The 19,968-nt window shown below is 67.6% G+C and carries 17 protein-coding genes; 8 read left to right on the top strand and 9 right to left on the bottom strand.

What is annotated here, in order from left to right; all coding sequences use genetic code 11:
- The first annotated feature begins 40 nt into the window (after nt 1-40).
- Nucleotides 41-1,573, top strand: coding sequence for a cytosine permease (locus ACWDUA_RS21415; protein ID WP_449753023.1), 1,533 nt, complete (start codon nt 41-43; stop codon nt 1,571-1,573).
- Nucleotides 1,574-1,606: 33 nt separating this feature from the next.
- A complete protein-coding gene (locus ACWDUA_RS21410) occupies nt 1,607-3,178 on the top strand; it encodes an amidohydrolase family protein (protein WP_020792597.1) in 1,572 nt (523 codons plus the stop codon).
- A gap of 18 nt (nt 3,179-3,196) precedes the next feature.
- Here ACWDUA_RS21410 and ACWDUA_RS21405 read toward each other — a convergent pair whose 3' ends face one another.
- From ACWDUA_RS21405 to ACWDUA_RS21395, 3 genes are all read right to left on the bottom strand, one after another.
- Complete coding sequence (locus ACWDUA_RS21405; RefSeq protein WP_449753022.1) at nt 3,197-4,321, bottom strand: protein kinase domain-containing protein; 1,125 nt, start codon at nt 4,319-4,321, stop codon at nt 3,197-3,199.
- Nucleotides 4,322-4,435: 114 nt separating this feature from the next.
- Nucleotides 4,436-5,632: an acyl-CoA dehydrogenase family protein gene (locus ACWDUA_RS21400; RefSeq protein WP_449753021.1), complete on the bottom strand. Its 1,197-nt coding sequence runs from the start codon at nt 5,630-5,632 to the stop codon at nt 4,436-4,438.
- Nucleotides 5,629-6,996, bottom strand: coding sequence for an LLM class flavin-dependent oxidoreductase (locus ACWDUA_RS21395; protein WP_449753020.1), 1,368 nt, complete (start codon nt 6,994-6,996; stop codon nt 5,629-5,631). The genes ACWDUA_RS21400 and ACWDUA_RS21395 overlap by 4 nt, the downstream gene beginning before the upstream one ends.
- Nucleotides 6,997-7,117: 121 nt before the next feature.
- Here ACWDUA_RS21395 and ACWDUA_RS21390 point away from each other — a divergent pair, with 121 nt between their 5' ends.
- The 4 genes from ACWDUA_RS21390 (at nt 7,118) to ACWDUA_RS21375 (ending at nt 12,430) form a co-directional block, all read left to right on the top strand.
- The gene (locus tag ACWDUA_RS21390) at nt 7,118-8,782 is read left to right on the top strand and encodes an ABC transporter substrate-binding protein (protein WP_449753019.1); all 1,665 of its coding nucleotides are present in this window, start codon (nt 7,118-7,120) and stop codon (nt 8,780-8,782) included.
- A gap of 17 nt (nt 8,783-8,799) precedes the next feature.
- Nucleotides 8,800-9,798, top strand: coding sequence for an ABC transporter permease (locus tag ACWDUA_RS21385; RefSeq protein ID WP_449753062.1), 999 nt, complete (start codon nt 8,800-8,802; stop codon nt 9,796-9,798).
- Nucleotides 9,799-9,929: 131 nt separating this feature from the next.
- Nucleotides 9,930-10,736, top strand: a complete 807-nt coding sequence (locus ACWDUA_RS21380; protein ID WP_449753061.1) for an ABC transporter permease — start codon at nt 9,930-9,932, stop codon at nt 10,734-10,736.
- Nucleotides 10,733-12,430 carry a dipeptide ABC transporter ATP-binding protein gene (locus ACWDUA_RS21375; RefSeq protein WP_449753018.1) on the top strand — a complete coding sequence of 566 codons (1,698 nt, stop codon included), beginning with the start codon at nt 10,733-10,735 and terminating at the stop codon, nt 12,428-12,430. The genes ACWDUA_RS21380 and ACWDUA_RS21375 overlap by 4 nt, the downstream gene beginning before the upstream one ends.
- A 101-nt stretch (nt 12,431-12,531) precedes the next feature.
- Here the strand turns inward: ACWDUA_RS21375 and ACWDUA_RS21370 are convergent, their stop codons facing one another.
- Together ACWDUA_RS21370 and ACWDUA_RS21365 are read right to left on the bottom strand one after the other, a co-directional pair.
- Nucleotides 12,532-13,908 (bottom strand): LLM class flavin-dependent oxidoreductase, encoded by a 1,377-nt coding sequence (locus ACWDUA_RS21370; protein WP_449753017.1) that lies wholly within the window; start codon nt 13,906-13,908, stop codon nt 12,532-12,534.
- 46 nt (nt 13,909-13,954) lie between these two features.
- Complete coding sequence (locus ACWDUA_RS21365; protein ID WP_449753016.1) at nt 13,955-15,148, bottom strand: acyl-CoA dehydrogenase family protein; 1,194 nt, start codon at nt 15,146-15,148, stop codon at nt 13,955-13,957.
- Nucleotides 15,149-15,331: 183 nt separating this feature from the next.
- On the opposite strand from ACWDUA_RS21365, the gene ACWDUA_RS21360 reads away from it, so the two are divergent.
- Nucleotides 15,332-15,943 (top strand): histidine phosphatase family protein, encoded by a 612-nt coding sequence (locus ACWDUA_RS21360; RefSeq protein ID WP_449753015.1) that lies wholly within the window; start codon nt 15,332-15,334, stop codon nt 15,941-15,943.
- A 33-nt stretch (nt 15,944-15,976) separates the two neighbouring features.
- On the opposite strand, the gene ACWDUA_RS21355 is transcribed toward ACWDUA_RS21360, so the two are convergent.
- Nucleotides 15,977-17,179, bottom strand: a complete 1,203-nt coding sequence (locus tag ACWDUA_RS21355) for a TY-Chap domain-containing protein (RefSeq protein ID WP_449753014.1) — start codon at nt 17,177-17,179, stop codon at nt 15,977-15,979.
- 6 nt (nt 17,180-17,185) lie between these two features.
- Complete coding sequence (locus tag ACWDUA_RS21350; RefSeq protein WP_449753013.1) at nt 17,186-17,635, bottom strand: TY-Chap domain-containing protein; 450 nt, start codon at nt 17,633-17,635, stop codon at nt 17,186-17,188.
- Nucleotides 17,636-17,897: 262 nt separating this feature from the next.
- On the opposite strand from ACWDUA_RS21350, the gene ACWDUA_RS21345 reads away from it, so the two are divergent.
- On the top strand, nt 17,898-18,470 hold the full coding sequence (locus ACWDUA_RS21345) for a hypothetical protein (RefSeq protein ID WP_449753012.1): 573 nt from the start codon (nt 17,898-17,900) through the stop codon (nt 18,468-18,470).
- Between the two features lie 32 nt (nt 18,471-18,502).
- Here ACWDUA_RS21345 and ACWDUA_RS21340 read toward each other — a convergent pair whose 3' ends face one another.
- Complete coding sequence (locus tag ACWDUA_RS21340) at nt 18,503-18,793, bottom strand: HNH endonuclease domain-containing protein (RefSeq protein ID WP_449753011.1); 291 nt, start codon at nt 18,791-18,793, stop codon at nt 18,503-18,505.
- A complete protein-coding gene (locus ACWDUA_RS21335; protein WP_449753065.1) occupies nt 18,721-19,215 on the bottom strand; it encodes a hypothetical protein in 495 nt (164 codons plus the stop codon). The genes ACWDUA_RS21340 and ACWDUA_RS21335 overlap by 73 nt, the downstream gene beginning before the upstream one ends.
- Between the last annotated feature and the right edge of the window lie 753 nt (nt 19,216-19,968).

Below are 19,968 nucleotides of genomic sequence, written 5' to 3'. Positions count from 1 at the left end.
CGATCCCACTGGACCTCCCTTCCCGACAGGAACCCCCATCATGACCTCACTTGCCGCACTCCGATCGGTGGTGAAGCGCTCTGCAGTGGTCACCGGCGACACCACTGATCTCGACACCGTCACCCGTGCCGGTGGCGAATCCGACACCCGACCCCGACCGGATCAGACCGCCGGCCCCGACCACGGCGACCACGAGGCCGAGCTCGAACTCATCCCCGAGTCGGCCAAGACCCATGACCTGCGTGGACAGTTCTGGATCTGGGCGGGCGCCAACATCGCACCGATCAACTGGGTTCTGGGTGCGCTCGGCGTGGGCATGGGGCTCGGCCTCTGGGAGACCATCGCCGTGCTCGTGGCGGGCAACGCCATCGGCATGGCGCTGTTCGGCCTGTTCGTGGTCATCGGGCAGCGCACCGGGGTCACCGGAATGGTGTTGTCACGCGCCGTGTTCGGCCGTCGCGGTGCCTACCTGCCGGCCGCCGTCCAGGCCGTGGTGTGCATGGGCTGGTGTGCGGTGAACACGTGGATCGTGCTCGACCTGGTGATGGCCCTGCTCGGCCGCATCGGCATCATCGACGCGGGCGGCACCAACAACGGCGCCCGCATCCTGGTCGCCGCGGTGATCATGATCACTCAGGTCACCATCGCGTGGTTCGGCTACCGCGTCATCTCCACCTTCGAACGCTGGACCGTCCCACCCACCGTTGCGATCCTCATGGTGATGACCGGTGTCGCCTGGATCGGACTCGACGTCGACTGGGGCCACGCCACCGACCCGTCGCTGGGTACCTCCGCGCACTGGGGTGCGATCACCACCGTGATGACGGCGATCGGAATCGGGTGGGGACTGACCTGGCTCGGCTACGCGGGTGACTACTCCCGATTCGTCTCGCGTGATGTCCCGTCCCGGAAGTTGTTCCTGGCCAGCGCGCTCGGTCAGTTCATCCCGGTCATCTGGCTCGGTGCCCTCGGCGCCACCCTGGCCACGCTGAGCACCTCTGGGGACCCGGGTCAGATCATCGTCGACGCCTATGGCGCCCTTGCCATCCCGGTTCTGCTGTTGGTCGTGCACGGTCCGCTGGCCACCAACATCCTCAACATCTACACCTGCACCGTGTCCACCCAGGCCCTCGACATCCGGAAAGACCGTCGCATCCTCAACGTCCTGATCGGCGTCGTGGCCATGGCCGTGGTGGTGTTCTTCGTCCTCAACAGCGATTTCGCAACCATCATCGACACCTGGCTGGTCGCCATCGTCGGCTGGGTGACCCCTTGGGCCGCGGTGGTTCTCGTGCACTGGTTCTACGTGGCACGTCAATCCGTGAACGCCGCAGACCTGTTCGCGGCACCGGCGGAACGTCGTATCCCGATGGTCCGGCCGACCGCTCTGATCGCCCTCGCGATCGGCGTCCTGAGCACCTGGATCTTCATGTACGGCACGCTGTCGATCCTGCAGGGCCCCGGAGCGAAGGCCCTCGGCGGGCTGGACCTGTCCTGGCTGGCCGGCGGAATGACCGCCGCATTCGCCTATGCCGCACTGGAATTCGGCCGCACCCGGCTCGCGGCCCGCTGACCACCTTTCCGAGCCTCCGAAGGGACGACGACGATGACCCACGCATCCACCACCCAGAAACCCTCTGCCCTCAACCCCGACGGCCGAAATCTGTTCATCCGCAACGCCACCGTGCTCACCATGGACGACGTCCACGGGGCCACCCCGATCACCCGGTCGATCCGGGTCCGTGGTGGCCAGATCACCGAGATCGGCACCGACCTCGTCATCGGTCCGGACGAGACCCTCATCGAGGGTCGGGATCGGCTGGTGACACCCGGATATGTCAACGCGCACACGCATTCCTGGGAGGCGCTGTACCGGGCGCGGCTCGACAACCTCCCGCTCGAACACTGGATGCTGCTGTCCTATCCGGTGCTCGGCCTGGAGCCGATCTCCCCCGATCTCATCCGGTTGCGTTCCCAGCTGGTGGCACTCGAGTCGCTGCGCAACGGTGTCACCACCCTGGTAGACGACGTCCTGGAGATCCCCGGGCAGTCGGAGGGTCAGCTCGCCGCGGTGTTCGATGCCTATGACGAGATCGGCATCCGCGCCAACATCTCCGGGCACGTGATGGATGTCCCGTTCATCGATCACTTCCCGTTCCTGCGGGACACGCTCGAGCCGGAGCTGCGTCGCGAGCTCGACGCGCTCGCCGTCACCGGCACCGACGACTACCTGGCGTTCGCCCGTGCAGCAGCCACCCGCTACGCCGACTTCGGGGACGGGCGGCTGCGCTTCATGGTGGGCCCCTCGGCGCCGCAACGATGTACCCCCGAGATGCTGGTCGGCACAAGCGAACTCGCTCGCGAGTTCGACCTCGAATTCCATATCCACGTGCTCGAGACCCGAACCCAGGCGGTCACCGCCGAGGAGAGGTTCGGCAAGACGATGGTCGGGCACCTGCAGTCCCTCGGCGTACTCGACGAGCATGTCACCATGGCCCACGGGATCTGGCTCACCGACGACGATCTCGACGTGATCGCCGGCGCCGGGGCGTCGGTCTCGCACAACCCGATCTCCAATCTCAAACTCGGCTCGGGGATCGCGCCGTGGCGCAAGTACATGGACAAGGGGATCACTGTCGGGCTCGGCACCGACGGTATGTCGAGTTCGGACACCGCACGGATGTCCGAGGTGGTCAAGACCGCCGCCCTGCTGCACAAGGTGACCGGTCCCGACCACCGCCGCTGGCCCACCGCGCAGGAGGTGCTCACCGCGGGCACCCTCGGCGGGGCCCGCTCGGCGCGTCTGGGTGACACGGTCGGCAGCATCGAGGTCGGCAAGCGTGCCGATCTGGTGTTCTACGACATGACCACCCTCTCGTTCACCCCGCGCAACCGTCCCGAATACCACCTCGTGTACTCCGAGAACGGATCGTCGATCCGGACCGTCGTCGTCGACGGCCGGATCGTCCTGGACGACGGGGTGATCACCACTGTCGACGAGCAGGCCGTGCTCGCCGAGCTGCAGGAGCGGGGTCCGCAGATCCGCGCCTGGCAGGACGAGCTCGAAACCCGCAACCGCGCGCTGCTGCCGGCCTTCGAGCGGCAGTACGCCACCACCATGGCGCGCGACACCGCCGTCGACCGCTACAGCGGCAGAGGGGAGTGCTGGGTCAACTGAGCGTGCGGTGTCGGTGTCTCACCGGGACACCGACACCAGACCCACCAGCTTGCACAGACGCGTCTCGTCGATCACATGGATCTGCTGGCCACGGCGTTTACGCTCGTGTACGGCGAACAGGATGCGGCCCTCGCCGACGCCACCCGTGGCGCCGTCGGGGGCCGCGCCCCGCACCAGCACGGTGGTCTCGTCGGTGACGGTGGAGCCCATCGTCCCGCCGGCCCCCTCGATGAGGTGGTGCAGTTCGCGTTGGGTGCCGGTGTCGAAGCGGCCGGTCACCACCACGTGATGGCCGGTCAACGCGACCGGCCCCCGTTTGGGCCCCATGTCCACCGACCGCAGATCGACGAGCGCGGTCAGGGCCTGGGTGCCGTCGACGTAGCGCAGTCCCTTGCCCGCGGTGGCATGCCAGATCCAGCACCGCAGATCCTCCGGAGCGGGTAGGGACCGGATGCGGGAGACGTCGTCGTTGGTCCAGTCCTGGCCGGTCAGGAGAGTGCAGGCGAGCAATCCCACCTGGTAGATGTCGATCCACGTGGCCCAGTGCCTGCGGTGCTCCATGTCGGTGGGGGTGTAGGCGGGGGTGTAGGCGTCGACGGGGGAGTTCTTGGGGCTCAGGGAGTGCTTGGCGATCCCGAAGTCACCGAGCACCAGGTTCCCGTCGCGCAGGAACACATTGTCGGGCTTGATGTCCCGATGGGTGACCCCGGCCGCGTGCATCAGCCGCAGCACACCGAGCAGGCGCTGGATCTCACGGCGCACCGTCGTCGCCGACCACCCACGCCAGACGTCGTCGGCGATCCGGTCGGCGACGGTGCCCTCCCGCAGGTACTCGGTGACGACCGCATAGCGGGTGGGGCCACGGGAACCGGTGGCGAAGGCGAAGGCGTCGAGCATCCTCACCACCTCGGGCTGATCGGCCAGGAGATTGCCCATATGTGCCTCGCCGTGCCAGTCGGCGGCGCTGGCGCAGACCTTGACGCAGACAGTGCGCAGTGACCGATCGCTCGCATGTGCCAGCCGCGACGCACGATAGAGGGCGCCGTACCCGCCGGAACCGAGGCGTTGGTCGATGCGATAGCGGTGGCCGGTGTCACCGGTGATGATCTGACCGAGCCGCAGACGTGGTGGAGCTGACGTCACGGGTACACGCTAGACCCCGCCACCGGCGTCCGGGCGGTGATGGTGCACCACCGCCCGGATCCGGGTCCGCCGCGCCCAGGTCCGTCGAGCACGGACACCTGGCGGGAACAGCGCTCAGAAGTAGCCGTTACGTGGTAGCGGGTTCCCGTTGACCAGCAGGTCACCGACCGCCACCGCCTTGTACGACGTCGGGTTGTGCAAGGTGATCGTCCGGATGTTGCGCCAGTGCCGGTCCAGATTGCGGGCCCGACTCGCCGACGACGCACCGCCTGCCTCGAACAACGACGACGCCGCGGGCAGCGCCACCCGGTCGACGTGCACCTTGACCCGTGCCGCCGCGAGAGCGGCCCGGTCGAACAGGCCGGGATCGATCTCGCCACGCCGGGCGGCGACGGTCGCGGCCTCGATGTCGGCACCGGCGGCGAGGACGGCCGCCCGGGCCACATGCGCCGCCGCATCGATCTCGCCCACGGTGGCCAGCAGGATCGGGTCGTGCCGTGGTGAGGGGTCCGGGGCATGCGCAAAACTCCGCGTCCGCGAGCGCAGCAGACCGGCCGCGTCGTCGGCCACCGAGAACAGGATGCCGGTGATCAGCGCCTGCAGGAACAGCTGCAGCAGCGGGGCATCGTTGGCGATCGGGAGCTCCGACGCCGGATCGAGGATCGCGAGGATCTCGTCGTCGGACACCGCGACGTCGGTGAAGGTGGTCGACCCGGTCCCGGTCCGGTGCTGACCGATCCCGTCCCAGTCGTCGATCACCGTGACGCCCGGCCGGTCGACGGGAACGATCACCCGGGCGATCCGGTTGCTGCCGTCATCGATAATCGCCTGTGCGGCAACGTAGTCGGAGAACGAGGTGCCGGTGGAGTAGAACTTCTCCCCGGTCAGCACCCAGCCGGAGCCGATGGGTGTCAACCGCGTGCTCAGTTCGAAACTTCCTGCGGTGCCGGTACGTTCGCTGCTCGCATTGCCGAAGATCCTGCCGGCGGCGATCTCTGCGCTCCAGCGATCGCGCACCGGGCCGTCGGGGAGCCGTCGGATCTGCTCGACGAACCAGAAGTGGGCGCGCAGGATATGGGCGGTGATCGGATCGGCGCGGGCCAGATCGATCACGAAGTCCAGCAGTTCCACCGGATCTGCACCGCCACCACCGTGTTCGGTGTCGAGGGTCAGTGCGGTGAGCCCGGCCGACCGCAACAGTTCCACCTGTTCGGCGGGGTCCTGTGCGGCGCGTTCACGGGCGGCCGACTCGGCTGCGATCTCGGCGAGGACGGCGGTGCGGTCGCCGACGATCCGGGTGGCGACGGTCATGCCGGCACCTCCGCGAATGCGCCACGGTACCGGGCCGCCGGATGACTCTCCGGGAGCCGATCCCGGCCGCTCAACTTCCTCCGTGCGGTGCCTTCGGCGTAATCCTGCTGTGCCAGACCACGTTCCCGCAGCACCGGCAGCACATGCTCGGCGAACTCGATGTAGCTGCCGGGGATGGTCGCGTTGATTACGTTGATTCCCCCGACACCGGCGTCGCGCCACCCCGACAGCGCGTCGGCGATCTGCTCCGGGGTACCCACGACACGTCCACTGCGGCTGCGCAACTGGGCGAGATCACGCACGGTGGGCTCGCGGTCCGGGATCGCCTCCCGCAGCCAGATCCCCAGGCTCTGGCTGCCCTGGGTCTCGATCTTGCCGATCGGGGTGTCCAGATCGTAGAACCCGAGGTCGACGCCGATGCCGCCGGCCGAGTGCGCGATGATCGTCGACGGATCGATCAGCTCGTCGAGCTCGCGTGCCTTGCGCTGCGCCTCCTCCTCGGTGCTGCCGACGACGAACGAAAGCCCTTGATAGAACTGGATGTCCTGTGGGTCGCGGCCCGCCTCGGTGGCCAGCCTGCGGGTGTCGTCGATCAGCCCGCGGGCGGCGTCCGGTGACGGTGACACGATGAACTGGGCCTCGGCGTTACGGGCGGCGAACCGTCGGCCTGTCTGCGACGATCCGGCCTGGAACAGCACCGGGGTACGCTGCGGCGACGGCGACACGAGATGGGGGCCTTCCACCGAGTAGCGGGGCCCGACGTGGTTGATCTTGTGCACCTTGTCGAAGTCGGCGTGCAGCCCGGATTCCTTGTCCTGCAGCAGGGCTCCCTCGTCCCAGGATCCCTCCCACAGCTTGTAGACCACGTCGACGTACTCGTCGGCCCAGGCGTAGCGGTCGTCGTGTCCGGTGATGCCCTCGTATCCGAAGTTGCGCCAGGCATTGTCGGACAGGCTGGTGACGATGTTCCACGCCACCCGGCCCTTGGACGCATGGTCGAGGGTGGAGATCTTGCGGGCGAAGTCGAACGGATGCTCCTGCAGGATGGAGCTGGTGATGGCGATGCCGAGGTTCTCGGTGTGCGAGGCGAGCGCCGAGGCCAGCACGAGCGGATCATTGGACGGGATCTGCAGGCCGGAGTCGACGAACTTCTTCCAGTCACCCTGGTAGTCGTCGTAGAGTCCCACCACGTCGGCGAAGAAGATGAAGTCGAACTTCGCTTCTTCCAATGTCTTTGCGAGATCGATCCAGTGGTCCAGCGAATTGAAGTCGGTTTGACGGGCCTCCGGTGCACGCCACGCACCATGCAGGATGTGCGAGGTCGTGTTCATCACGAAGGCAGAGAATCTCAAGGGCGCGGGCATGCGCTCGACGCTACGACGGCGCCCGTCACCGACGCCCACTTGGAATCAGGCTGACGACAAGCGATGTGCCCGGAGGTCGTTTGCCTCTAGCTTTGGCCGGTCCACCGAGCAAGGAGTTCTCGTGATCCGTCATGTCCGCATCCTGCGGACGCGCCTGCTGCCGGCCCTGGGTCTGGCGGCGTGTGTTGTCCTCGCCGCGTGCAGCGGCCCGCAGACCGGCGACGGCCGGTCCAGCGGCGTCCCACCCGCCGAGGGGGAGTACCTCTCCGGCGGAGTCATCGAGTACGGGCACGAGCAGGAACCACCGTGCATCCACGGCGGCTGGGTGCAGAACGCGTACCTGGCGCGCCAGTACCTCGACAATCTCGTGTCCCTGGACGACTCGGGCAAGGTGGTCCCGTGGCTGGCCACATCGTGGGACATCTCGCCGGATCGGCGTACCTACACCTTCCACCTCAAGCCCGGTGTGAAGTTCACCGACGGAACCGATCTCGACGCTGCGGCGGTCAAGACGACCTTCGCGAGCTACCTGAATCCCGAGGCGCCCAACGGCACCGTCGCCGCCTACATCGGCCCGTACTTCGCCTCCGACGAGGCCGTCGACCCGCTGACCTACCGAATCCACCTGACGTCGCCGTACGATCCGCTGCTGACGGTGCTCACCCAGGGCTACTTCGGGATCCAGTCGCCGACCGCCCTGGCCCGCGGGGCGAAGGCCAACTGCGAACAGCCGATCGGCTCCGGACCGTTCAAGATCGTCCGTTGGGATCGCAACCGCTCCATCACCTTCGAACGCAACGACAACTACAACTCCGCCCCGGCGAATGCCCGCCACCAGGGTCCGGCCTATGTCGACAAGGTCATCTGGAAGTTCCTCAAGGACCCGGTGCTGCGCTACGGATCTCTGACCAGCGGATCGTCGGACGTGATCTACAACGTGCCCGCGATCAACTGGGCGGATGCCACGCAACGGTTCCAGACCCAGCAGTACATCACCCCCGGTCGCCCGAATGCGATCACGCTCAACGCCTCCCACGCCCCGTTCGACGATCCGCTGGTGCGTCAGGCGCTGGCGTACTCCGCTGACCGCAAGAAGGCCGTGGAGACCGCCTATCTCGGGGTGGTGCCCTACAACGCCAACGGTGCGCTGAGCCAGAGCACCCCGGACTACGACCCGAACGCCGGCGACTTCCCGTACGACCCGGCCAAGGCGAACCAGTTGCTCGACCAGGCGGGGTGGACCGGACGGGATGCCGATGGTGTCCGCACCCGTAACGGACAACGCCTGACCGCCCGCGTGGTCTACCCGGCGGATTCGATCGTCGGCGCCGAGGGTGCGGTGATCCTGCAGGACGTGGCCGCGCAGGCCCGCGAGGTCGGCTTCGACCTTCAACTCCATCCGGCCACCCAGAGCGCCTACTTCGGCGGGCAATACGCCAAGCCCGACACCTACGATGCCGTCGTCGGCTACTGGACCAGCCCCACTCCCGGTCTGCTGCTGATCAATTGGCGCCAGCGGCTCGAGGACAACCCGAATCCGTTCAACAACGCCTTCTACAACGATCCGCACCTGCAAGGGCTGATCGAGCAGGCCAATGCGTCATCGGATCCGGCGCAGCGCACCCGGCTGTACTCCGACGCACAGCAGCTGATCGCCGACGACGCACTCGCGATCGGTCTCTACACCCAGACCACCTCGATCGCCTCGTCACCCGAGCTGCACGACGTGTGGATCGAGAAGTCCCAGGGCGAACCGGTGTTCGCGGATGCGAGGTTTGTGAAGTGACCATCACCGACGAGAAGATCGGCGGCACGACACCGGCCGAACCCGCACGGCCGGGGCGGACCGGCCTACGGCCCTCGCGCACGGCGGTGCGGTGGGCGGGGAAGATCGGCTCGGCCGTGTTCGTCCTGTGGGCGGCGGCCACCATCACCTTCCTGTTGCAGGTCTACGCCCCCGGCGACCGTGCCACCCTGCTACTCAATCTCTCCAGCGGGCAGAGCCGCGAACGCACACCGGAGGAGTTGGCCCCGGTCAACGCCCAGTACGGCTTCGACAAGACGGTGTGGCGGCAGTACCTCGACTATCTCGGCGGACTGCTGCACGGCGATCTCGGGGTCTCGTATCAGCTCCAGCAACCGGTGAGCCAGGTGATCGCCGACCAGATCGGTCCCACCCTGATCCTCACCGTCAGCGCGCTCGTCGTCGCCTGGTTGCTGGTGCTGTTCCTCACCACGCTCACCGCCGGACGCCGTGGGCCGTGGGGTGCGATCGGCTCGGTCGTCGAGACGGTCAGCGCCGGGCTTCCGCAGTACTGGATCGGCTCGATCCTGCTCGTCGTGTTCGCGATCAATCTCGGCTGGTTCCCGGTCGAGAGCGGCACCGGCGCCTGGGGCCTGGTGCTCCCGGTGCTGACCCTGGCGATCCCGCTCGCCGGGTTCCTCGGTCAGATCGCCCGCGACGAGTTCGCCCGCGCCCTCGAGCAGCCGTTCGTCCTGACCGCCCGCAGCCGTGGCCTCGACGACCTGTCGGTGCGGGCTCGACATGTGCTGCGGCACTCGGTGATCCCCGCCGTCACCGTCTCCGGCTGGGCAATGGGCGCACTGCTGTCGGGTGCGGTCATCGCCGAGACCGTCTTCGCGCGGGCCGGTATCGGCCAGACCTTGGTGACCGCCGCGTCGTCTCGTGACGTTCCCCTGGTCAGCGGCATCGTCATCTTCGTCGCCTTCATCTACACCATCGCCAATCTGCTGGTGGATGCCCTGTACACCAAGATCGACCCCCGGATCGAGGTCCCGTGACCACCACCAACACACCGTCCGGATCGACACCGTCGAATCCCGTCTCGAAGGGGTCCGCCGAGCCGGATCCGTCCGCCCTCCTCGCCGGGCTCAAGACCCGCAATCCGCTTCCCGCCGAAGAGAAGCGGCGACTGTCATTGCCCGCAGGGGTGATCGCCTCGCTGGTCGTCATCGCCCTGCTGGTGATCGCGCTCGTCGTGCCCGGCCTGCTCGCCCCCTATGATCCGTTTGCGATCGACCTCGACGCCACCCTGCAACCACCGAGCTGGGCGCACTGGTTCGGCACCGATCTCTCCGGTCGGGATCTGTTGAGCCGCATCATCTACGGCACCCGTGAGTCCCTCGGCATCGGACTCGGTGCGGTGGCGGTGGCGACGGTTCTGGCCATCGTGTTCGGTCTGGCCGCAGGTCTGTCCGGAAAGATCGCCGGCGCTCTCTCGAACCGGTGGATCGAGATCATGTTCGCCTTCCCCACCGTGCTCCTCGGTCTGCTGCTGACCTCGGTGTTCGGTCCGGGTTCGGCCACACTGATCTTCGCCATCGGGATCGGCATCGCCCCCGGCTATGCGCGCATCGTTCGTGGTCAGGTCCTCGCCGTCCGCAACGCCCCGTACATCGAGGCCGCCACCGCGCTCGGACACTCCCGGGGTCGAATCCTGCTGCAGCACATCGCCCCCAACTCGCTGCGCCCGATGATCGTCACCGTCACCCTGGGTGTCGGTCAGGCGATCATCTGGGCGTCGGGCCTGGCCTACCTCGGTCTCGGCGTGGCCCCGCCCGCGCCGGAATGGGGTGCACTGCTCGACTCCGGCCGCTCCTACATCACCGTCGCGTGGTGGCTGGAGATCTTCCCGGGCCTCGTCATCGTCGTCGTGGCACTGGCATTCACCACTCTCGGCCGCCACCTCGGCGCACGTCTGGAAGGAACCCGACGATGAGTATCGAGCTCGAAGAATCCACCACCGACCTCCCCCGCGGAGGTACCGGCCTCGCCGAGGCCACCCATCTCGTCGAGGTCCGGGACCTGCACATCGCCTTCGGTGGGCGCGAGATCGTCAAGGGGGTGTCGTTCACCGTCGAGCCGGGGGAGTGCCTGGCCATCGTCGGCGAGTCCGGTTCCGGCAAGTCGGTGACCGCCCGCACGCTGATCGGGCTCACCGGCGAAGGTGCCCGGATCGATGCCGCCGCAGTCGAGTTCGGCGGCCGGTCCCTGCTCGGCCTGTCGGATCGGCAGTGGCGGTCGATCCGCGGCAACGAGATCGGCTTCGTCCTGCAGGATGCGCTCGTGTCCCTGGATCAGCTGCGCACCGTCGGCGCCGAGATCGGGGAGGCCCTCTCCGCACATCCGCGCCGGGATGGCGGTCGACCCGGCCGGGCCGAGCGGCACGAACGGGTCGTCGAACTGCTCGAGCTGGTCGGCGTGCCCGAACCCCGCGTCCGCGCCAGGCAACGGCCCTACGAGCTGTCCGGCGGTCAACGGCAGCGGGCGCTGATCGCCTCGGCGCTGGCCAACGACCCGACGCTGGTGATCGCCGACGAGCCGACCACCGCCCTCGACGCCACCGTGCAGGCGCAGATCCTCGACGTGCTCGCCGAGGCCAAGGAACGGGGCAACGGCATCATCCTGATCTCGCACGACCTCGCCGTGGTCGGTCGGCTCGCCGACCGCGTCGCGGTGATGCGCGACGGTGAGATCGTCGAGGACGGCACCGTGGCCGAGGTGCTCGGGGATCCGCAGCACGAATACACCCAGGGACTGCTCGCGTCGGTGCCGTCGCGGGCATCGAAGGGAACGCTGCTCACCAGTGGTGCCACGCTGCCCGACCCCGCTCCCGTCGACGACGCGCAACCCCCCGCAGTACGGGTCCGGGACCTGCGCAAGACGTTCAGCGGCAAGAACGCCACCGAGCGTGCCGCGGTCGCCGGGGTGAGCTTCGACCTCGCACCCGGTCGCACCCTCGGGATCGTCGGCGAGTCCGGTTCCGGCAAGACCACCACCGCCCGCATGGTGCTGGGCCTCACCGTCCCCGATTCCGGAAGCGTCGAACTGAACGGGCAGCCCTGGAGTGGGCTGACCGACAAGCAGCGTCGGGATCGGCGGAATCAGATCTCGGTGATCTACCAGGATCCGCTCAGTTCGTTCGATCCGCGCTGGACCGTCGAGCATGTCCTGACCGACGCGCTGCGGGCCACCGGTCTGCGGGGTGCCGGTCTGCGGGGTGCCGCGGCCGATGCCCGGGTGTCGGAGCTGCTCGACCACGTCGGTCTCTCCGACGGGTTCCGCACCCGGCATCCGCTCAAGCTGTCGGGCGGTCAACGGCAGCGTGTGGCCATCGCCCGCGCCCTCGCGCCCGAGCCGTCGGTGATCGTCTGCGACGAGCCGGTCTCGGCGCTCGACGTGTCCATCCAGGCCCGCATCCTCGACCTGCTCGCCACCCTGCAGGCCGAAACCGGTGTGGCACTGTTGTTCATCTCGCATGATCTCGGCGTCATCCATCACATCAGCGACGAGATCCTGGTGATGCGCGGCGGTGAGGTGGTGGAATACGGCGAGGCCGACGACGTCTTCGAACGTCCGCAGCACGAGTACACCCGCGAGCTCCTCGCCGCCGTCCCGAGGATCGACGTCTGACAGAGTGATCCGCAGACCCTCCACACCTACGCAGAAACCCCGACCGAAAGTCGGGGTTTCCGCGTAGGTGTGGAGGGTTTGTCGCGTGTGATGGCCTGCTGTCACACCCCGACCGGGGTGAACGCGCCGCGGTAGCGCGCTGCGGGATGGCGCTCGTCGAGATGGTCGTCACCGAACACCTTGCGTCGCACCGTTCCCGGGGCGTACTCGGTCTGTGCCAGACCTCGTTGCTGGAGCACCGGGATGACGTGGTCGACGAATTCGACGTAGCTGCCCGGGATGGACGCGTTGACGACGTTGATCCCGTCGACGCCGGCATCGCGCCACAGCTCGAGCTGGTCGGCGATCTGGTCGGGGGTCCCGACGACCCGGGAGTTGCGTCCCTGCAGGCGGCCGAGGTCTTCGATGGTGGCCTCCCGGCCGTCGACGGACTCCCGCACCCAGTCGATCACGCTGCGGATGCCCTCGGTCTCGATCGCGCCGAGCGGGGTGTCGAGCGGATGGCTGCCGAAGTCGATGCCGATCGCCCCGGACAGGTGCGCGATCATCGCGTCGAGGTCGATGTTCTCCTCGAGCTCACGCTCCTTGCGCCGCGCCTCCTCCTCGGTGCTGCCGATGACGAAGTTCAGTCCCTGGAAGAACCGCAGATCGTGCGGGTCCCGGCCGTACTGCGGAAGGCGGGCGCGGGTGTCGTCGACCAGCACCCTCGCCTGCTCGGGACCGGGCGTGATGATGAACTGCGCCTCGGCATTGCGGGCCGCGAACTCCCGGCCGGCCGGCGACGATCCGGCCTGGAACAGCACCGGCGTGCGTTGCGGCGACGGTGCGACGAGATGCGGGCCCTCGACGCGGTACCGCTTGCCCTCGTGGAAGATCTTGTGCACCTTGGCCGGATCGGCGTGGATACCGCGTTCCTTGTCCTGGAGCAGGGCGCCGTCGTCCCACGAACCCTCCCACAGTTTGTAGACCACGTCGGCGTACTCGTTGGCCCAGACGTAGCGTTCGTCGTGTTCCTCGAGCTCGTCGAAGCCGAAGTTCCGGGACGCGTTCGACAGACCGTTGGTGACGATGTTCCAGGCGATCCGCCCGTTGGAGGCGTGGTCGAGGGTGGAGATCCGACGTGCGAAGTTGAACGGATGTTCCTGTAGCACCGAACTGGTGATCGCGATGCCGAGGTCGGTGGTGTTGTAGGCGATCGCGGAGGCGATCACCGACGGATCATTCGATGGGATCTGCAGTCCCGCCTTCACGTACTTCTCGTAGCCGCCGTCGTAGTCGCCGTAGAGCCCCACGACATCGGCGAAGAAGATGAAGTCGAACCTGCCGCGTTCGAGCACCTTCGCGAGGTTCACCCAGTGCTCGAGCGAGTTGAAGTTGATGTTGTCGGCGCCGTCGGTGCGCCACAGACCTTGCAGGATGTGCGACGACGTGTTCATCACGAACGCGGAGAACCGAAGGGGAGGTGGGGTGGTGGACATGGCTCCTCGAGAAGGTTGGTGACGATGATCGACCGGATGTGACCGATCAGAAGTAGCCGTTGGCCGGAAGCGGCTGACCGGCGAGCACATTCGCGCCGATCGCCTGTGCCTTGAGGCGAGCGGGATTGTGCAGGGTGATGGTGCGGATGTTGCGCCAGTGCCGGTCGAGGTCCTTGTCGCGGCTCGACGCCGACGCCCCGCCCGCCTCGAACAGCAGGGTTGCCGCACGGGTACCGATCTCGTCGACCACCACCTTGACCTTCGACGTGGCCAACGCCGCGGCCTGGGCCAGCGCCGGATCCTGGATTCCATCGACCGCCGATTCGGTTGCGGCGTCGAGGGTTTCCGCCGCGTAGAGGACGGCGGCCTCGGTCACGTAGGCCAGCGATGCGAGCTCGCCGACCACCTGCTGCAACGACGGATCGTCGACCGGGCGGGGAGCGGTGGCGTGCGAGAAGTTCCGCGCACGTCCTTCGACCAGGGCGGTGGCATCGGTGACCACCGACCGCAGGATGCCCGCGATGATCGCATGCAGGTACAGCTGCACGAACGATCCCTGGGTGGACTGCGGGGGCGTCTCGTCGAGCGGCAACACCCGCAGGATGTCGTCGTCGGTGACCACGACGTCGGTGAATCGAGTTGTGCCCGAGCCTGTTCGACGCTGACCGAAGCCATCCCAGTCGTCGAGGATGTCCACTCCGGGCCGGTCGGTGGGGATGACGATGGAGGTCAGGGTGGTGCCCTTTGCGGTCCACACGCTGACGTGGTCGGAGAACAGGGTGCCGGTGGTGTAGAACTTCTCACCGTTGAGCCGGTAGTGGTCACCGTCGGGTGTCAGGGTGGTGGTGAACTCGAAGTCGCCTGCGGGCTTGGGGCCACGTTCGCTGGTGGCGTTGCCGAAGACCTTGCCGTCGGCGATCAGCTGGAGGAATCGCTGCGCATTCGGGGTGCCGAGGGTGCGGAACTCCTCGGTCAGCCAGAAGTGGGTGCGGTAGATGTGTGCCACGGTCGGGTCGGCCTCGGCGAGATCGATGACCGCCGAGAACAACTCGCGCAGGGTCAGATCCGCGCCGCCGAGTTCGGCGGGCAGGCGCAGCTTGCCGTACCCGGCCTGCGCGGCCAGCCGTACCTGGTCGAAAGGATTGATGTTACCGAGTTCGCGGTCGACCGCACCGTCGGCGATCTGGGCGAGGACATCGGCGAAACGTTCACGGGTGGGTACGGCGGACAGTGAGGTCATGGGTTCTCCTGGGCGGATCGGTGGGCCCGACGGGCGACGAGAGCTGGTGCATGGAACTGCGGGGAAACCTACGAGCGGGGGTCGAGGTGGGGAACCCATGAGCGCAGCGCGGGTTAAACCGGAGCACTGCCCTTGGCGGTGACCTACGGGCCCCTCGGCAAGACGCTAGGGCACACTGGACCGATGGAATTGCTGCTGATCCGCCACGGCCGACCGTTTCACGTCGACGACCCGGCCGGCGCCGACCCGCAGCTCACCCCGGAGGGTGAGGACCAGGCGGCCCGCCTCGCGCAGGCCCTCGCCGCCGGCAGGCACGGCCGGGTCGAGCGGGTGGTCAGCAGCACCATGCGGCGTGCGCAGCAGACCGCACAGGCCGGCGCCGACGCCCTGGGTCTCGACCTGGATCTCGACCCGCGGCTGGCCGAGTTCGACCTGGGGTGGACGTCCTATGGCACCGATCTCGCCTCGTATGCCGATCGTCGCGAGATCTGGGCTGATCTCAACGCAGGACGGTTGCGCAACAACAGCTTTGACCCGGATGCCTTCCGCCGGCGGGTGGTGGCCGGTGTCGAGGAGGTGATCAGTGCGCGACGTGACGAGGGGGTCGGGCACGACGAGGCCACCGTCGCGATCATCTGTCACGGTGGCGTGATCAACGCCTACCTCACGCACATCCTCGGCCTGCCGCAGGCGTTCTTCACCGACCCCTTCTACACATCGGTGACCCGAGTGCTGGCCCGGCCCGGTGACCACCGCGAGATCCTGTCGGTCAACGAGGTCGATCACCTCCGGTGATCCTCCGGGCCCGCCCGACCCACGTGCGGCCGGTCATCCTGCCGAGCGTTGCACCAGCACGATCGCATGGTCGAGCATGCTCGACAGTGTCCGCAGGTCGGCGGCCATCCGCCGGTACATCGCGATCTCGTCGAAGGGTGCGTTCCGTTCGCGGGCGTCCTCGCCGCCGTGCTGACAGCCCTCGATCAGCTCGCCGCACACGGCGCGGTAGTGCCTGAGCTTGTCCACCTTGCCGTTGGTCAGGTGCACGATGCGATGCGCCGTGAGATCCCCGTCGTGAAACAGGTCGATGAGGGTCTGCAAGCCGATCGGGATGTCACTGTCCGGGCAGTCGTGCGCGCCGGGCCCGCCGGGATTCATGAGGGTGAACAGCTCGTCGCCCACCTCTGCGACAAAGGTGCGCCACTCGGCGAGCACCGTGACGAGGTTGTTCGGGTGGAAGACGGTGCACTCCACCGCCCGCATCGCATAGACGTGACCGTTGCTGTGGCAGAACGAGACGCCCTGGAATCGTTCCGAGTACCGGGTGAGCAGGGTGGCGAGCAGCGTCGTATCGGTCAGCCGGTGGGTCAGCGTCGCGACGAACACCACCCGGTGCCCGGCGTCGGGGACGTAGGCCCGCGAGGGGAGCGCGTCGGTGGCCGGCAGCGCGATCATGCCGCGCCCACCGATCGCCAACTGCTGACCCAGCTCCATCGACAGCACCTGCTGCGCCCACCCGAGCAGGCACCCGTTGTCGGTGATCACGATCGCCGGTGTCGTCGAGCAGGTTTCGTCGCTGTCGGTGAGCGAAGGGGTCGGTGGCGAGTCCGGTTCGGGTGGCAGTGGTGGTGCGGCCGAGTCGGTGACGGCGATGAACGACGGATGCGGGACGTCGAGGATGTCCCGGAGCACCCGGACCACCCGGGCCACCAGCAGCGTGAGATCACGGCGCCCGGATTCGGTGACCCACCGTCGCCGGACCTTCCGCCAGCCTTCGCCGAGATCGTCCCAGCACGCCGACAGCTCTCTCATCTGGTCGTCGACGGCGCCCGTCGCCGAGGGCAGGTTCTGGCCCAGGGTTGCGCGCACCTTGCCCGACCCCATCACCGTGAACACCATCAGCCTGCGGTTCGGCCGGTCCTCGGGGGTCAGCCCGAGGACGTGGGCCCGTCGGAGGATGCCCAGCCGGGAGGTGAGTTCGGCGGCAAAGGCGTGCCACGCAACATCCACCAGGTCATCGAACGATTCGGCCATCGGAGTTCACGCGGCCCGGTCGGCGCGGATCGTCGCCGACCGCGGGTCGCCGGGCAGGGTCTGCAGATGTGTCGGGAACACGATGTCGCACACCTCGCGCAGGGTGAGCACTGCCAGGTCGGTGAGGTCTCCGAGGCGTCGCCGATCTGCGTCGGCGATCACCTCACCACCCGTGCCGTCGCTCCACCCGAGGGCGGTGAGGGTGTCGATCTGCCGGAGGAACCGGCCGGGATCGACGTAGAGCTCCGCCGGGTGGATGCGCATCCGGATCCGTGCGGGCGTCGATACGACGATGATCCGCGCCCGGGGCCCGTGGCGCTGCGGCTCGGTGGCGATGACCAACGCCGTCCCGGCGTCGAGGCCGGCGATCCGCCGCAGCAACCCGATGCGGTACCGCCGCCACGCCTCCTCGCCCGTCTCGTCCAAGTCAGTGCTGTCGAAGTGGTTGTCGCTCATGGCCTCCCCCTGCCGTCATGCGTCACATCGTCGGTGGTGCACATCCCGATGCCCCCGAAGCGTAGGTGGGGAGACCGCCGTCATCCTGCAGGTCAGAGGGGTCGATGTGGACCGAGCCGGAGTTGTGGACAACCGGTCACGGGCTGTACTCGGGCGTTCGCACGTGTATTAGTCCGGGCAGATGAACCCGGATGCGAGTGGCTCCGCCGGGTGCGGGCGCAAACTACGCTTTCGTCGAGATCCCGACCGGACGGAGCGCATCGTGCCCATGTCCCGCGCCCGCCGCCGCGGGATCGTGGTCGGTGTCCTCACGTTGACCGCAGGTGTCGCCGGGTGCGGTGTCATCGACGACGATGACGATGATCCGCCGGTCGCGCGGACGATGGTGACATCCACCGCGCCGGTCTCGATGCCGGCCTCGTCCAACGGTTCGCCCTCGTCGACACAGCAGATCGTCGACGTCGATCCGCGTCGCTTCGCGTTGCCCGAGTCGGCCGGGTACTACCGCTGGACCTATCCCGGCTCACCGCCGCGGACCTGCGGCTTCTATCCGGCCGGCGGGGACATGGCCGCCCAGTGCTTCGTCACGTTCCCGACCGGTGCGCCGGACGTGCGCAACGGACCGTTCCACGGGTCACCCAACGAGATCCTGATCAGCGTCGGGCAGGTGGTGCGCTCGATCGGTGAGGAACTGCCCACGCCTGCGCAGCGACTGCAACCCGGTGAGCGGATCACCGTCAGCGGGATCTCGTGTACCTCCCTGGTCGGCGGGATCGAGTGCATCGACGCCGACGCCGGCTTCCGCTATGTCGACGGCCGCCTACGCGAGTGGTAGACAACTGATGTCGACATCGCGCTGGGTGTGAATCACGTTGCGCTGCCGCCAGACCGGGGTCGACGGTGGCTGGGTGGCATACAGTCCGTGGGCGATCGAGAACACCTGCTCGTACCGACAGGCCCAGTCGTTGGGGCCGGCGGGTCGAGCAGATCGCGACCACGATCGAGGGCCGGCATCACGTGGTCGGGCGCGGGCAGGTGATCCGACTTCGCCCCGTTGCACGTCGCACACGACAGGACGAGGTTGCTCAACCCATCGACCCCCACCCGTGACCAGGGCAGGACCGTGAGCAGGGCAGGACCGTGAGCAGGGCAGGACATGGTCGACGTGGCGACCGCCACGCAGACCGTGGTCGCAATAGACGCATGTGGGCCGAACTGCTCGGCGAGGACACCGGCCGGTCGCTGTAGCGAGATCCGTCGGTGCCGAACAGATGCCGGGCGAGGTCGGGCCCCTCGTCGAGCAGCCCCCGGTTCATCCGCCGCACATCATCCAGCCACGCCAACCGGAGGGCGGGTGTGACCAGCGGGGCGAGCCGGGCGAGCGAGTGGCAGGCGCCGGAGCACAGCTCGATCCGGTTGCCGTGAGCTGCCATCACCCGCGGGGAGTCGGTTCCTGGCCACGAGTCGTCGTAGAAAACTCTCGTGGTCTCCGGACCGCCGCGTTGCAACCGGTGCAGGGGGTAGCGCACCAGGATCTTCTTGATCAGGCGGTATGCCGCGGCACAGGTGTCCGGCGCCACCGGGCCGCGGCACCGATCGGTACCTCTCGAGAGGTCGCCGCTGCAACGGCCGCCCGGAGTGCACTCATCGTGAGCGAGGACGACGCCACGTCCGTCCGTCGACTGGCGTAGGACGTGGCTCTGGTCGAGGGGACGCCTCTGTCGCCAGTAGAGCTCCATCACCCGACCGGTGAGGTCGTCGAGATCGATCGAGACGACAGCGGCCGGGTCGGCCGGCACCGACTCGACGGCGAGGTCGAGTGGCGCTCCATCACGGCGTGCTCGTAGGTATCGGTGCGATGTCCACCCTCGAGAACGGCGACGAGGCGTTGTCCCAGTGCAAGGGGATCGGTGGGGACGGCAGCAATTCGTCGAGTTGTGCACCGTTGCAGGCCGCTGACCAGCCGATTTGATTCTTGCGTCACTCGTGCGTAACTTATTCGAAGTCAGCGCGCCACGGCGCCGCCCCGGATGGCCTTGAAAGAGGTTGTGGGGGAAGGGAAACCGAGTAGCGGCTGGCCACCCCGGGAAGATTGTTGGTCCGCATCTCGGTGCGGGGGAACGCTGCTGGGGTGTGCTGGATCTGGTCCGGCCGGTCGATAACCTTCGGGTTGACACCGCCGAGTGGGTCTAGTACGCTGGAGAAGTTGCCCGGGATCGGGTAGCGAATCCAAAAAGGCGAGTACAGCTCACTGGAGTTCGCCCCTTGTGTGGGGTGGTGTTGGTGGGTGTGTGTTCTTTGAGAACTCGATAGTGTGTTGGTGGATTGTTTGA

The organism is Gordonia sp. NPDC003376 (assembly GCF_053589235.1).
Note: the sequence above shows the minus strand (reverse complement) of the source record. Positions and strands in the feature narration are given on the sequence as shown.

Excerpts from the sequence above, each read along its gene's own strand:
- ACWDUA_RS21415 (WP_449753023.1), top strand. The coding sequence starts at position 41 with ATGACCTCACTTGCCGCACTCCGATCGGTGGTGAAGCGCTCTGCAGTG.
- ACWDUA_RS21410 (WP_020792597.1), top strand. The coding sequence starts at position 1,607 with ATGACCCACGCATCCACCACCCAGAAACCCTCTGCCCTCAACCCCGAC.
- ACWDUA_RS21400 (WP_449753021.1), bottom strand. The coding sequence starts at position 5,632 with ATGACCGTCGCCACCCGGATCGTCGGCGACCGCACCGCCGTCCTCGCC.
- ACWDUA_RS21395 (WP_449753020.1), bottom strand. The coding sequence starts at position 6,996 with ATGCCCGCGCCCTTGAGATTCTCTGCCTTCGTGATGAACACGACCTCG.
- ACWDUA_RS21375 (WP_449753018.1), top strand. The coding sequence starts at position 10,733 with ATGAGTATCGAGCTCGAAGAATCCACCACCGACCTCCCCCGCGGAGGT.
- ACWDUA_RS21370 (WP_449753017.1), bottom strand. The coding sequence starts at position 13,908 with ATGTCCACCACCCCACCTCCCCTTCGGTTCTCCGCGTTCGTGATGAAC.
- ACWDUA_RS21365 (WP_449753016.1), bottom strand. The coding sequence starts at position 15,148 with ATGACCTCACTGTCCGCCGTACCCACCCGTGAACGTTTCGCCGATGTC.
- ACWDUA_RS21360 (WP_449753015.1), top strand. The coding sequence starts at position 15,332 with ATGGAATTGCTGCTGATCCGCCACGGCCGACCGTTTCACGTCGACGAC.
- ACWDUA_RS21355 (WP_449753014.1), bottom strand. The coding sequence starts at position 17,179 with ATGGCCGAATCGTTCGATGACCTGGTGGATGTTGCGTGGCACGCCTTT.
- ACWDUA_RS21350 (WP_449753013.1), bottom strand. The coding sequence starts at position 17,635 with ATGAGCGACAACCACTTCGACAGCACTGACTTGGACGAGACGGGCGAG.
- ACWDUA_RS21340 (WP_449753011.1), bottom strand. The coding sequence starts at position 18,793 with ATGTCCTGCCCTGCTCACGGTCCTGCCCTGCTCACGGTCCTGCCCTGG.